Annotated in this window: 15 protein-coding genes; 12 read left to right on the forward strand and 3 right to left on the reverse strand. The window is 43.9% G+C overall.

Annotation, left to right across the window (positions count from 1 at the left end):
* Positions 1 to 28 precede the first annotated feature (28 nt).
* Positions 29 to 400 carry a DUF423 domain-containing protein gene (locus AMR95_RS12945; RefSeq protein ID WP_058838493.1) on the forward strand — a complete coding sequence of 124 codons (372 nt, stop codon included), beginning with the start codon at positions 29 to 31 and terminating at the stop codon, positions 398 to 400.
* A gap of 41 nt (positions 401 to 441) precedes the next feature.
* Here AMR95_RS12945 and AMR95_RS12950 read toward each other — a convergent pair whose 3' ends face one another.
* The 3 genes from AMR95_RS12950 to AMR95_RS12960 all read right to left on the reverse strand — a co-directional run bounded on the left by AMR95_RS12950 (position 442) and on the right by AMR95_RS12960 (position 2,590).
* Positions 442 to 1,059, reverse strand: coding sequence for a cupin domain-containing protein (locus AMR95_RS12950; protein WP_039182316.1), 618 nt, complete (start codon positions 1,057 to 1,059; stop codon positions 442 to 444).
* Between the two features lie 129 nt (positions 1,060 to 1,188).
* Positions 1,189 to 1,731: a spore coat protein GerQ gene (gerQ, locus tag AMR95_RS12955; RefSeq protein ID WP_034660388.1), complete on the reverse strand. Its 543-nt coding sequence runs from the start codon at positions 1,729 to 1,731 to the stop codon at positions 1,189 to 1,191.
* Between the two features lie 193 nt (positions 1,732 to 1,924).
* Positions 1,925 to 2,590: a YIP1 family protein gene (locus AMR95_RS12960; protein WP_231746892.1), complete on the reverse strand. Its 666-nt coding sequence runs from the start codon at positions 2,588 to 2,590 to the stop codon at positions 1,925 to 1,927.
* Positions 2,591 to 2,774: 184 nt separating this feature from the next.
* On the opposite strand from AMR95_RS12960, the gene AMR95_RS12965 reads away from it, so the two are divergent.
* The 11 genes from AMR95_RS12965 to AMR95_RS13015 are packed head-to-tail and all read left to right on the forward strand — an operon-like array spanning position 2,775 to position 12,928.
* On the forward strand, positions 2,775 to 3,545 hold the full coding sequence (locus tag AMR95_RS12965) for a glycosyltransferase family 2 protein (protein ID WP_058838495.1): 771 nt from the start codon (positions 2,775 to 2,777) through the stop codon (positions 3,543 to 3,545).
* 6 nt (positions 3,546 to 3,551) lie between these two features.
* Positions 3,552 to 4,964, forward strand: coding sequence for a capsular polysaccharide export protein, LipB/KpsS family (locus AMR95_RS12970; RefSeq protein ID WP_058838496.1), 1,413 nt, complete (start codon positions 3,552 to 3,554; stop codon positions 4,962 to 4,964).
* Between the two features lie 21 nt (positions 4,965 to 4,985).
* Positions 4,986 to 6,164, forward strand: a complete 1,179-nt coding sequence (locus AMR95_RS12975; RefSeq protein ID WP_058838497.1) for a DegT/DnrJ/EryC1/StrS family aminotransferase — start codon at positions 4,986 to 4,988, stop codon at positions 6,162 to 6,164.
* Positions 6,161 to 7,036 carry a GNAT family N-acetyltransferase gene (locus tag AMR95_RS12980; RefSeq protein WP_058838498.1) on the forward strand — a complete coding sequence of 292 codons (876 nt, stop codon included), beginning with the start codon at positions 6,161 to 6,163 and terminating at the stop codon, positions 7,034 to 7,036. Before AMR95_RS12975 ends, AMR95_RS12980 begins: the two co-directional genes overlap by 4 nt.
* Position 7,037: 1 nt before the next feature.
* A complete protein-coding gene (locus AMR95_RS12985) occupies positions 7,038 to 8,162 on the forward strand; it encodes an N-acetylneuraminate synthase family protein (protein WP_058838499.1) in 1,125 nt (374 codons plus the stop codon).
* Complete coding sequence (locus tag AMR95_RS12990; protein ID WP_058838500.1) at positions 8,152 to 8,892, forward strand: cytidylyltransferase domain-containing protein; 741 nt, start codon at positions 8,152 to 8,154, stop codon at positions 8,890 to 8,892. The genes AMR95_RS12985 and AMR95_RS12990 overlap by 11 nt, the downstream gene beginning before the upstream one ends.
* Complete coding sequence (locus tag AMR95_RS12995) at positions 8,889 to 9,917, forward strand: PseG/SpsG family protein (RefSeq protein ID WP_058838501.1); 1,029 nt, start codon at positions 8,889 to 8,891, stop codon at positions 9,915 to 9,917. The genes AMR95_RS12990 and AMR95_RS12995 overlap by 4 nt, the downstream gene beginning before the upstream one ends.
* A 2-nt stretch (positions 9,918 to 9,919) precedes the next feature.
* A complete protein-coding gene (locus AMR95_RS13000; protein WP_058838502.1) occupies positions 9,920 to 10,660 on the forward strand; it encodes a sugar phosphate nucleotidyltransferase in 741 nt (246 codons plus the stop codon).
* Entirely contained in the window at positions 10,657 to 11,622 is a 966-nt protein-coding gene (gene rfbB / locus AMR95_RS13005; protein WP_039182292.1) for a dTDP-glucose 4,6-dehydratase, read from the forward strand. The genes AMR95_RS13000 and rfbB overlap by 4 nt, the downstream gene beginning before the upstream one ends.
* 3 nt (positions 11,623 to 11,625) lie before the next feature.
* Entirely contained in the window at positions 11,626 to 12,480 is an 855-nt protein-coding gene (gene rfbD / locus AMR95_RS13010; RefSeq protein WP_058838503.1) for a dTDP-4-dehydrorhamnose reductase, read from the forward strand.
* Positions 12,473 to 12,928 (forward strand): dTDP-4-dehydrorhamnose 3,5-epimerase family protein, encoded by a 456-nt coding sequence (locus tag AMR95_RS13015; protein WP_058838504.1) that lies wholly within the window; start codon positions 12,473 to 12,475, stop codon positions 12,926 to 12,928. Before rfbD ends, AMR95_RS13015 begins: the two co-directional genes overlap by 8 nt.
* The last annotated feature ends 36 nt before the right edge of the window (positions 12,929 to 12,964 follow it).

Here is a 12,964-nt window from a genome sequence, read left to right on the forward strand (position 1 = left end):
ATAATTGACGAGATAAGGAGAATGACGAATGAAACTATTTTTCATTTTAGGTGCCATTAACGCCATGCTTGCTGTAGGCCTTGGAGCCTTCGGTGCGCACGGTCTAGAAGGGAAAATCCCTGAAAAATATATAGAAATATGGAATAAAGGTGTTCAATATCAGATGTTCCATGCCATTGGCTTATTTGTTATCGCTTTTCTTGCAGATAAGCTGTCAGGTGTCTCCTTGGTTCCTGCCGCTGGCTGGGTGATGCTTGCAGGCATCCTTTTCTTCTCAGGAAGCCTTTATGTGCTGGCATTGACTCAGGTGAAGATTCTAGGTGCCATTACCCCAATTGGCGGAGTAGCATTTATCGCCTCTTGGATCATGCTTGTCATTGCAGCAGCAAAAAATTTATAAGGTAAAAAACCGATGCTCTCATAGGGGCATCGGTTTTTTTCTTAACTCCAGTAAGGAGTATAATTGGGTGGTGCTTGATAATAAGGGACGTAATGAGAAGGAGGGACAGGGTGCGTTTGAGACTCCTCCTCCCGGTGGCAAAATGGTCCGATAAACACGCTTGGTTTCACAGGCTTTGTCGCCTGCTTCCATTGTGTTTCGTTCATGCAATAAGTATGGGCCATGATGTGAGAAGGGGTGAGGGTGAGAAGGTCTGAGCCTAGGATCACTTCAGGTGTAGATGCGTTAAAAATGGCTAACAAATGAGTTCTGTCTTGGAGAGCGACTTCATAGTGCCACCAGCCTTGAGGCACGTTTGCCACCTGTCCAGGTGTAATGGTGTAGGTGTGCAGTTTTTTTGTAAATGGATTCAGCATCGATACGGCAGCAGAACCGGCTATACAATAAACAAGCTCTGCGGCATTTTGATGATAATGAGGCTCTACGACTTTGCTTTTACTCAAATATATATCCAGCAGGGACACTTGATCCAATGAGTTTAATTGTTTTTTTCCTAACACATTAATCAGGTTATGCTGATCGTATTTCACAAGGGGGCTTTGATTCAGATCGTATGAAAATTTCACATTTGGTGATGTATAATCCAGTTCAACAGTCATTGATGTCACCTCTAGGCTTTTGATAAAAACTACTAGGCATCTTATGAGCCGCGCCCCAGAGGTGTGACAAAAACCTAGACAAAAGAAAAAAGCAAGGGCACCTGAGCCTTGCTTTTGCCATGTATGTCGTTATCTCGGAGAATATGTTGACATTGAATATGGATAGTCGTACTGAATTTCTCCATCAAACGTAATGTAATCAAGATAGATTGTTAATAGTAAGTATCGTGTTCCTGTTTTGTTATCACTAATGATAATGTGGTCACGTCCTGCAGCTTCAATGACGCCTCTAAAAATCTTCGAATTCCATTCTTTACTCGCCTCAAACGTCATATAAATCGTGGCTACCTTGCCGCGGTTCAATCGTAAAATATTTTCAATATAGGACTGCTCAATAGGCAGCTGTCCGGTGACATTTTGCTGATAAATCGGTCCAGAAGGAATTTGATATGGCTGACCGCCGCCTTGCGTTCCTTGGCCTCCTTGTGAAGTGCCGGTAGACGGCATTGGTGAAAACCCCTGCTGCATTTGTCCTTGCATTTGACCCTGCGTTTGGGGAGGGACTGAATAACCCATCTGCTGCGCAGGATACGGATTTGCTCCATATTGTTGCTGGCGGAAATCTTGACCTTCGAAACCCGAACCTTGCCCAAATTGATTTTTCAATTTCATAACGTTCCTCCTCTTTCCTCATGGTGTTCTAAACAGAAGGCGTTTAGGCGCCTGTTGTTTCCATAGCATTCTTTCTCTCTTTCACACTATGAGACAGGAGGGGAGAATATGTACATTGAACGAAAAAAAGGAACTGCTGCGCAATTCCTCAGTGTGTAGACAAACCTTCGCCTTCTATCGGTACTCGTCCTTTTTACATGATCCAGTTTACAGCGTGCTGGACATCAAATAAAAGTGTCACGATGAGAAAAAACGCGGCGAGCGGTGTGATCACAATGATGAAGGCTTGCCATAATCTGAGCTTCATCACAGCGACAATGCCTAAAACAGCCATTCCAAATATCCACGTCTTTGCATATACATCCGTAAGAGTTAAAAGATCGATATAATACCATACTTCATAATGCTGATCTAAATATGGTGTGATTTTAACAAACGTATACGGACCGAGCATCCCAACAGTGGAAATCCAAGTAAGTGCAAATAAAGCAGAAGGGAAAAAGACCGTCAGTGTGCAGGCCTTTAGTATATCTCGATACTCTGTTTGACAGCCGAAAAAGAGACGCCCTAACCATTTGATGATGAGGGCACCGAAAAATAGAATCATATTGCCTGCCAAAATACCATATCCCGCTCCTTGTAACAGAATAAAAGGGAATGGAATATGATTGCCCATATACTCGCTAAAATACCCTTCGTAGATCCAGCCCGTACCGGCGATACTTGCAAGGAGCATCATCAGCCAAATTGGTATATTGGAATGTCGATATGAGCGAATAATCGTTTTTGTCGCGACGAAAATTTTAAAAAATCGAAAAAATCCTTTTACTTCCTCTTCTTGGGAGTGATCATTCTTCATAGCTTCCAATGTTCTTTACTCCTTTAATACACATAAATGATTACTTATATTACCAAAAAGTTCACGTTTTTCAAAGAAAGATCAATAAAAAAATACAATTTTATAAAAAATAGGTCACTCTACAGTCTCTTTAAGAGGAGACACATATGATAAACATAGTTTGAAAGAGACCGAGGTGATAATTTTGACAAAAGTAACTGTCATTATGACGAGCTACAACAAGGCGGCTTACGTCGGCAGATCGATTGAAGCGGTCCTGCAGCAGACGCTGTCAGACTTTGAACTTTTTATCATGGATGATGGATCAAACGAAAAAACCCTTGCTGCTATTGAACCGTTTCGCAAAGATCCCCGCGTTCACTTTATCCAAAGCGGTGTCAAAACATTGGAAGAGAGAACAGCGAAAACTCGCTATGCCGTGCTGATTAATCAAGCATTAGAACTGGCAAAGGGTGAGTATATTTCCTATGCCACTGATGACAATGTCTATGCCCCGGACCGTTTAGAGAAGCTCACTCATTATCTAGATGCCCATCCAGATAAAGATATTGTCTATTCTAGTTCTAAAGTTATCTATTTAAATAGCAAAAAAGAGCCAGTGAAGGAAATGATTCGGCCGGCGCAAACAGTGCAATGGAATGCTCCCTGCGCCATAGATCATTGCTCTGTCGTGCATCGTGCATCCATCTTATCAAAAATTCATGATGAATTTGGGTCCTACTGGGACGAGAGTCCGCATTTTTATCGAATAGGGGATGCCCGCTTCTTTTTTCGATTAAATCATTTTTATCCGTTTTATCCCTTTGAAGAAATATTAGATACAAATTACATCACAGAACAGTCGATTCATTATCAGCTGGCAGCAGAAGAGAAAAGTGCCTTTATTCATGCACTTCCCGAGCAGTCTACCTGCTGGGATCTCCGCAGTATATTAAAACAAAAATATGGGAGGTGACCTGAAATGTCGCACTATATTCATCATTATTGGCAGGTGTACTTTGAGTATGTGAATCTGATGAAAGATTTGTCCTACAAGGAAATTCCTCTTGGGTTGATCAGCAATTTTTATCAATATATCAGTCCTGAAGTGAGGGAACGCATGGAAGATGAAGCATTTGGTCAAGAACTGACAACCGCTTGTCCATTACCGGAAGAGATTCAGCCATTTTTTGATCAGCATAAGCAGCAGATCAAGCGTATAAGTTATCGTCCGGCGAATGGAAAGGTATTGCTTCACTTTGAACACCTGCGTTTTACTGAACAAAATTACAAGCGGTTCCATCCAAACCAAACGGTGGTGCTTGCTCGCTGGAAGAAGGCAGATTATTTCGGATTACCTGTTATCAGTAAGCCGGAATTAATCGGAGAGGTTAATAAAGAAGCCCACGCTGAATATATTGAAAAAGCAAATGCTCTCCTTAAACCTTACGCTCACCACCCTGTCTTTGGCAATGTCTTTTTTAGAGAAAAATTGCGGAAGGATATTGTGCAATTTATTGATGTCATTGACCAGATAGAAGTGTTGTTTCAAATGCAGCCGATTGCAGCTGTTATTGTTGGAACGACGGAGGATGCTTACAGCCGCGTACTCGCTTTGCAAACAGTGAAACGCCAGCTGACGAGTATCTGTCTTCAGCACGGCGCGCTTATGGGAGACGAAGCCTTTTTACCGATTTTCACGACTTGCCATGGGGTGTTTGGAAAGTATGAAAAGGACTGGTATGTAGACAAAGGCTGTCAGCCGGAACAGGTGGAAATCACAGGTCATCCGAGGTTTGATTTGGTGAAGGAGCGAACACCGCTTCAACAGGATCTCATTTTTCGTAAATTGAACTTCAGTCCGGCTAAAAAGACCGTGCTTGTGGCAACGCAGCCGTTTTCTGAAGCCTTCTATGGTGATGTTCTTAAAACGATTGCCAAACGGAAAGACATTCAGCTGATCATGAAGCCGCATCCTTGGGAAATTGCTCGAAATCGATTAAACGACTATGTGTCTATTGAACGAGCGGGAAATCATGTGAAATTGATTAAAAAAGAAATTGACCTGTATGACCTGCTGCCATATGTGGATATCGTGATTACGCTCACATCAACAGTTGGTCTTGAAGCCATGCTTTTTGAAAAGAGTGTGCTGATCGGGAAAATGACAGAAGGCAGAAGATACCCATATTACGAGTCGCTTGGCAGCTATCATATGGAAAATCCTGTAGAACTAGCTGAGAAAGCCATTCGTATTTTGTCGGATGAACAAGAGATGAAGCTGGCAAAGCAGCAAGGAGCTCAGTTCATTAAACAACACTATCCGCATGCGCGATCTACCGATGTTCTGCTTTCTCTGCTCAAAACAAAAACTGGTGTGGATTTTCAGAGATGAAGATAGGGGTGTGCAAGCGATATGGGAAAAAAGAGAGCACAATTTCTTCCTTATGCTCTGCCTTTCATTGAACAGGAAGAAATCGATGAAGTCATCGGAACATTAAAGTCCGGCTGGCTGTCAACTGGACCAAAAGTAAGACAGTTTGAAGAAGAATTTCAGCAGCTGACCGGTGCAAAACATGCGATCGCAGTCAATTCATGTACGGCTGCTTTATTTTTAGCGTTAAAGGCAAGAGGGATTGGTTCTGGGGATGAGGTGATTACAACACCTCTGACATTCTGCGCAACAGCAAATACAATCATCCATACGGGAGCAGCGCCTGTATTTGTCGATATTGATCCAGCAACACTCAATCTGGATGCAGAGAAAATAGAAGCGGCCATAACACCACATACAAAAGCAATTGTCCCTGTTCACTTTGCTGGTCAATCGTGCGATATGGACCGGATTTTAGCGATTGCCAAAAAGTATGATCTATTTGTACTTGAAGATGCTGCCCATGCTCTTTACACAACGTACCATGGTCAGCCCGTTGGATCGATTGGGGATGCGACCGCTTTTAGCTTTTATGCAACGAAAAACCTAGCGACTGGTGAAGGCGGCATGCTGACAACAAATGATGATGCGCTTGCGGCTCGAATTAGACGACTAGCGCTCCATGGGATGAGCAAGGGAGCGTGGAATCGTTATGGAGAAAAAGGAACGTGGTATTACGAGGTCGAGGAACCTGGTTATAAAATGAATATGTTTGACGTGCAGGCATCGTTAGGGCTTGTTCAGCTAAGCCGACTAGATGATATGCAGGCACGGAGAGAACAGATTGCAAAAGAATACAATCAGGCTTTTCAAAAAGAAGCGGGCCTGATCCTGCCGCCTGTGCATCAAGAAGGGAGACATGCATGGCATTTGTATGTACTGCAAGTGAATCCAAAAGAAGCATTCATCACGCGTGATGAACTGATTGATCAGCTGCAAAAGGAATATAAAATCGGCACGAGTGTTCACTTTATCCCTGTTCACCTGCACCCATACTATCAACAAACGTATCACTATTCACCAGAGGATTTCCCTGAGTCACTCGCATACTACAAGCAGACGCTCTCACTGCCGCTCTATCCAAGTATGACAGATGAAGATGTGCAGGATGTTATCACAGCGGTGCTGTCTATTTTAAAAGAACAGAAGGCATCATCATGAAGGTCGTTCATTCCATCGATGATCAGGTGCTGGCGGCTTGGCTGAAGAAATACGGACAACAAGCGGAACAAATGAACGCCTTCAAGCAGTTTGCTCTTGTTAATGGCGCCCAGCTCAAAGCGGTCCTGTTATATGAATGGTCAAAATGGGAAAGTGGCATTTTTGATCAGCATATTTTTCATGTGAAGTTTATAGAAGCGGAGTCAGCGTCAGCTTTTCAAGAATTGATGGAGCGTTTCATCAATTGGATGAGAACAGAAAAATGCGATTTTTTCTTTTTACGTCTTGAAGCGTCTGATCTTGAAAAAAACCGCATCGTCCAAAGGCTGTCACATGTGTACTATGTGGGCGGGCTCACTCGTCTTGAGGCGCCCCCTGTTCAAATGGAAATACCATCAACAGGTGAAGATGTGGTCATCAGTCTGCCGGATGAAAAGGAATACGATGAGGCGGTGTCACTTGCTCATCAGGCTTTTGGGAAAAGCCGGTATGCACTTGATCCTTTTCTTGATCAGAATGTCGTCCAGCATTTTTTTCAGGAATGGATGAGAAATAATTTGCTCGGACGTGCAGATATCAATCTCGCGGCAAAGGTGAACGGTGAAGTCATTGGATTGATTCAAGGTGTAACAAAGGGCGATGAACTGATCCTTGATTTATTGTCCATTAGACCAGATACACAAGGAAAAGGGATCGGAAAAAAGCTGGTTACGGCGATGATAAAAGCCTCGTATGAGAGAGGGCACCGGTTTATGTCTGCCGGAACTCAGATGCATAACACAACCGCGATTCAGCTGTACGAAAAGCTGGGCTTTAGAACAAAAAATGCCTTCTTGTATTACCATGTGTGGCCGAAAAAAGGAGAGAGGTAAGATGGCGCATTTCTATATCGGAGATCGCAAAGTGGGGGATGGTGCGCCTGTCTTTATCATTGCAGAGGCAGGCATTAACCATGATGGAAAGCTGGATCAGGCACTTGCTTTAATTGATGCGGCAAAAGAAGCAGGTGCCGATGCGGTGAAGTTTCAAATGTTTCAAGCTGATCGGATGTATCAAAAGGAACCGGGTTTGTATGAAACAGCCAAGGGAGAAGAGGTGTCCATTTTTTCTTTAGTAGAACAAATGGAGCTGCCGCCAGAATGGCTTCCGGTGTTATTGTCACGCTGCGCGGAAAAAGGGCTGATTTTTTTAAGCACAGTGTGTGACGAAGAATCTGCGGATCTATTGAATCAGACTGATCCGCCGGCTTTCAAACTGGCATCCTATGAAATCAATCATTTGCCGCTTATGCGTCACACGGCATCTTTTCAAAAGCCCATTATTTTCTCAACAGCCGGGGCAACCATTTCAGATGTCCATGAAGCATATGAGGCGATTACAAGCGAGCAAAATCAGCAGGTCGCTATCATGCATTGCGTAGCAAAGTATCCAGCACCTAGAGCTTACACGAATCTGCGAGTGCTTCAAACATTAGCTGCGGCATTTCCCGATGCAGTTATTGGCTTTTCTGATCATAGTGAGCATCCGACTGAAGCGCCAGTGGCCGCTGTGAAGCTTGGGGCAGCAATCATTGAAAAGCATTTTACAGTAGATAAAACGTTACCTGGGGCTGATCATTCCTTTGCTCTTGATCCTGATGAATTGAAGGAAATGGTTCAGCATATTCGAGCGGCAGAAAATCAGCGGAATCTAAAAGAAGCTGACACTCATTCAGTGCCAGAAGAGCTCCTTGGCAGTCCTTATAAAACGACAACAGCTATTGAAGGCAAGATTCGTGAATTTGCGTATCGAGGCATTTTTACGACAAAAGGCATTGCGAAGGGCGAGACATTGACCGCAGAAAATCTAGCCGTGTTACGTCCAGGACAAAAAAGCCAAGGTCTGCATCCGCGGTATATGGCGATTTTACTTGGCGCAAAGGCTGTCAGAGATATCCCAGCCCATACAGGGGTTTCGTGGAAAGATGTACTCACGCAGGAGACGCCAAATGATCAATGATGTGCTCTTTGTCATACAGGCGAGAATGGGCTCAACAAGGCTGCCCAAAAAGGTGATGAAACCGATCGGCGGTATGGCGCTGATCGACCTGATTGTTGAACGGGTAAAGCAATCAGATCATTACAATCACAAAACGCAGAACCTCATGATTGCCACAACAGTTGAGGCAGAAGATGATCTGCTGGCTCATTATTGTCTCTCAAAGGGATATAAAGTATTTCGTGGCAGTGAGACAGATGTATTGCAGCGATTTGCGCAGATTGTCCGTCATTTTGAACCGCAAATCATTGTGCGTTTAACAGGAGATAACCCATTTATAGATTCGGCTCTTTTGTCGAAAATGCTTGAAAAACATAGACAAGAGAAGGCTGATTACACGTATACGACTGGCACACCACTCGGTATTTCCGGGGAAATGATCGACGCACAGATTTTAAGTAAAATCGACAATTTTCCCCTTACGCAGCCAGAGCGTGAGCATGTCACGCTCTATATCAGAAAGCATCCTGAGCAATTTCATCTGCAATTATTCACACCGCCCAAAGAACTTGCATATCCTGCTTATCGATTCACGATTGATACAGAAGAAGATTATGAGTTTGCGACCCGTTTACTAGAGAAAGCTGGCGGCTCCATTGCTGTGCCTACGGCTGAACTCATCACCATTTGCGAACAAGATCTCGATATTGTTCGATTGAATCAATTTGTGAAACAGAAGGATGCTGAATGAACAAGAAAATCATGATTGTTGTGTATGGCGGGTTTTTAAGAGGAATGGGGCACGTTGTCAGAATGAAACGGCTGGCAAATCAACTGCTTCAAGAAGGAAACGACTTATATTTCTATACAAATGAACAGATCTGTGTAGAAATGCTCTCAGGTCCAAATTGGCACGTTCATTTAGTGCAGGAGTCGAAGGCATTCCTTCAGATGGAAAAGGATATAAAAGAGCTGAATCCTGATCTTTTGCTGATTGATGTACTTGAATGTGACCTCCAATTTCTTCGATTGATCAAAGCGTGCTCCGGCTCTGCAAGGCTGGTTTTATTCGAAGAAAATAGAGCAGAAGCGTGTCAGCTTGCCGATGCTGTCGTGAACGGCATTTATGGCGGTCTGGACGAAAATCACATGCAAGTAGATGGGACAGCATATTTTGATGGAACACCTTATTTATTGTTAGATCAAGAGATAAGTCGATTAAAAGACACATATGAGGTTCGAAAAGAATGCAAAAAGGTGGTCATCAGCCTTGGGGGCAGTGACCCGCGTGGATTGTTATCAAAGGCTGTATCAGCACTTCTCGAAGCTGACCACCTACACATTTTAGCGGTTACAGGAAAAGCCTCTCGCATTGAAGAACAAATAGAGGCTGAGCATATTCAATTCATTCGTCATACAGATCAATTACCTGCGCGTCTCTCGGAAGCCGATCTGGCAATAGTGGCTGGCGGGATGACGTTATACGAGGCAGTTTGTATCGGAGTGCCCAGCATTGTCCTTTCACAAGTAGACCACCAAGCAGTGACAGCCGCTCGTTTTGCGCAAAAGGGAGCCTGTCACCATCTTGGATTAGGTGAACTTGTGGATGAAAAAGATATTCGGCGTGCTGTGGAAAGACTGTCCGGCAGCTATTTTCTCCGCAGAAGCATTCATCTCAATGGACGGACACTCATAGATGGAAAAGGAACTGAACGAGTGAAAAACATTCTTATACACCTCATGAATCATCACCAAAAAGAACATAAGGATGTGTAGATGTGAAGGGAGTTATTTTAGCAGGAGGAAAGGGATCACGACTGGCGCCTTTAACGAAGATTTTCAATAAACATTTATTGCCGGTTGGTCCATATCCAATGATTTATTGGTCATTGTTCAAATTGAAGGAAGCAGGGATTTTAGATGTGATGGTCATATCACAAGAAGAACAAATCCCGCTGTTTCAAAAGCTGCTTGAAAGCGATCAGGAACTGGGGATGAACATCGTATATCAGGTACAGCCTGAAGCGTCTGGAATATCAGACGGTTTATCCTATGCAAAGCCCTTTGTAGAAGGGGAGAAGTTTGTGCTGATGCTTGGTGATAATGTATTTGAGGATTCACTAAATTCTTTTGTTGAAGCCTTTCAGCAGCAAGAAAGAGGAGCCAAGGTTTTGTTGAAAGAAGTGGCAGATCCAAAGCGGTTTGGCATTGCAGAAATTGATGCCACGCGCCAACGGATTTTATCAATAGAGGAAAAGCCGGAGTATCCGCGCTCATCTTACTGCGTCACGGGCATCTATTTTTATGACCAGGAAGTCTTTCAATATATTGAGAGAATCTCACCGTCAGATCGAGGCGAATTAGAGATTACAGATGTGAACAATCTGTATATCTCAAATAGCCAGCTGACCTATGATATGTTAAAAGGGTGGTGGATTGATGCAGGAACACATGAATCTCTCCACCAAGCATCTGCGAAAATGTTTGAAACGATGAAGAAAAAAGAGGGATCCGAATGACGAAGTCTTATTTAATTACAGGCGGAGCGGGTTTTATCGGACTGAATTTTGTGAAGCTGCTGCTTCAGGATACAGATGTCCGGCTCACCGTTTTTGATAAATTAACTTATGCCAGCCATCCAGAGGAGATGGATGAATTATTAAAGTTGTCTCATTTTCGTTTTATTCAAGGGGATATCACCCTTCAGCATGAGCTGGACCAAGCATTTGACGAAGTCTATGATGCCATCATTCATTTTGCGGCAGAATCGCATGTTGATCGCAGCATTGAATCAGCAGAGCCTTTTATTCAAACAAATGTCCTCGGAACGTATCGTATGCTTGAAGCGGTCTTAAAAGGAAAGGCGAAAAAGCTCATTCATATTTCAACAGACGAAGTATATGGAGATTTGGAGCCAGATGATCCTGCTTTCACAGAACAAACACCACTTTCACCGAATAATCCTTATTCAGCAAGCAAGGCGAGTTCAGACCTGCTTGTGAAATCCTATATCCACACTCACCAATTACCCGCGATGATTACACGATGCAGCAACAATTACGGACCGTATCAGCATGAGGAAAAATTAATCCCGACCATTATTAGAAAAGCAGTCAATGGAGAGAACATCCCGATTTATGGAGACGGTCAGCAAATTCGCGATTGGCTGTATGTAGAGGACCATGCGAGAGCTGTGAAGCAGGTGCTCGAAAATGGCACAGCGGGGCAGGTATACAATATTGGCGGCGGCAATGAGAAAACAAATCTCGATTTGACCAAAACGATTTTATCGCAGCTCGGGATTAGTCATGATCAAATTGCGTTTATTCAAGACCGAAAAGGACATGACAGACGGTATGCCATTGATGCCAGTAAGCTAAAAGGCGAGCTCGGCTGGACGCAGGAGACGTCATTTGAAGAAGGTATCGAAAAAACGATCAATTGGTATCGAGCCAAATACGATCAGAGCGAAGAAGGGTGACGGATGAAAGTTTTAATCACCGGTGCAGGCGGCCAATTAGGGAAAGAATTGAGCAGGCAGCTCAAGGAAAAAGACATGACCGTCATTGCCTTAACGAGGAACATGCTCAATATCGCAGACCAGCAAGCAGTCAGACATGCGATGAGACACTATCAGCCTGATATTGTTGTCAGTGCAGCAGCCTATACATCTGTTGATCAATGTGAAACAGAAACCGAAAAGGCGTATCTTGTGAATGGAATTGGCGCCTACTATACAGCATTAGAAGCAAAGCGCGCAGGGGCTGATGTGTTACATGTCAGTACAGATTATGTGTTTGACGGGCAGGCGGACACCCCTTACCAAGTCGATGCACAAGCAGATCCTCAAACCATTTATGGAAAGAGTAAAAAGCTTGGTGAGGAATTGATTCAGCTTGTATCAGACGAAGTGAAAATCATTCGTACCTCGTGGCTTTACGGACATGAGGGGCATAACTTTGTGAATACCATTCTTCGGCTCGCTGAAACGAAGGATCATTTACGCATTGTGAACGATCAGATAGGGTCTCCTACTTATACAAAGGATGTAGCTGAGGCTCTGATTCATTTGTTTGATCAGAAGGCAGGCATGTACCATGTCAGTAACCGGGAAAGCTGTTCCTGGTTTGATTTTGCGTCAGAAATTGTGATGAAAAGCGGCTTGTCCGCCACAATCGAGCCGATTTCCACGGAAGAGTATGGCTTCCAAACGCCACGCCCGGCCTATTCTGTCTTAGATCTTCAAGCGATTGAAGCCACAGGCTGGCAGCCGAGGCATTGGAAGGATGCACTTCACGAATACTTGCAGAAAGAAGGGAGATGGCATCAGCATGATTGATGGTGTTCAAACGAAAAAACTCATGAAACATTGTGATGATCGCGGCTTTTTTGCAGAGCTCATTCGAGATGATGAACCGATGCTGAAACGCTTTGGTCAGGCGTCATGGTCGAAAAGCTTTCCAGGCGTGATCAAAGCCTTTCATTATCATGAAAAACAAGACGACGTTTGGTTCTTCCCCGCAGGTCATGCACAGGTCGTGTTATATGATTTGCGTGAGGACTCTCCTACAAAGGGGCAAACCGATGTGTATTATATGGGGGAAGACAATCCGATGCTGCTTCTCATACCAAAGGGTGTCGCGCATGGCTACCGTGTATTAGGTGAGACGCCACTGCAAATTGTGTATTTCACAACAGAATCGTATGACCCGAAAAACCCAGATGAAAAGCGAATCGCCTGGAATGACGAAATGATCGGGTTTGATTGGGAAACGACATTTAAATAGAGAACGAGGGGCCTTTCGCAGGAGAAAGGTCTTTTT

It is taken from the genome of Bacillus sp. G1(2015b), assembly GCF_001482475.1.
In the GTDB taxonomy this organism is placed as follows: Bacteria; Bacillota; Bacilli; order Bacillales; family Bacillaceae; genus Bacillus; species Bacillus safensis.

Coding starts and splice junctions, on each gene's coding strand:
- AMR95_RS12945 (WP_058838493.1), top strand. CDS start 29: ATGAAACTATTTTTCATTTTAGGTGCCATTAACGCCATGCTTGCTGTA.
- AMR95_RS12950 (WP_039182316.1), bottom strand. CDS start 1,059: ATGACTGTTGAACTGGATTATACATCACCAAATGTGAAATTTTCATAC.
- gerQ (WP_034660388.1), bottom strand. CDS start 1,731: ATGAAATTGAAAAATCAATTTGGGCAAGGTTCGGGTTTCGAAGGTCAA.
- AMR95_RS12960 (WP_231746892.1), bottom strand. CDS start 2,590: ATGAAGAATGATCACTCCCAAGAAGAGGAAGTAAAAGGATTTTTTCGA.
- AMR95_RS12970 (WP_058838496.1), top strand. CDS start 3,552: ATGTCGCACTATATTCATCATTATTGGCAGGTGTACTTTGAGTATGTG.
- AMR95_RS12975 (WP_058838497.1), top strand. CDS start 4,986: ATGGGAAAAAAGAGAGCACAATTTCTTCCTTATGCTCTGCCTTTCATT.
- AMR95_RS12980 (WP_058838498.1), top strand. CDS start 6,161: ATGAAGGTCGTTCATTCCATCGATGATCAGGTGCTGGCGGCTTGGCTG.
- AMR95_RS12985 (WP_058838499.1), top strand. CDS start 7,038: ATGGCGCATTTCTATATCGGAGATCGCAAAGTGGGGGATGGTGCGCCT.
- AMR95_RS12990 (WP_058838500.1), top strand. CDS start 8,152: ATGATCAATGATGTGCTCTTTGTCATACAGGCGAGAATGGGCTCAACA.
- AMR95_RS12995 (WP_058838501.1), top strand. CDS start 8,889: ATGAACAAGAAAATCATGATTGTTGTGTATGGCGGGTTTTTAAGAGGA.
- rfbB (WP_039182292.1), top strand. CDS start 10,657: ATGACGAAGTCTTATTTAATTACAGGCGGAGCGGGTTTTATCGGACTG.
- rfbD (WP_058838503.1), top strand. CDS start 11,626: ATGAAAGTTTTAATCACCGGTGCAGGCGGCCAATTAGGGAAAGAATTG.
- AMR95_RS13015 (WP_058838504.1), top strand. CDS start 12,473: ATGATTGATGGTGTTCAAACGAAAAAACTCATGAAACATTGTGATGAT.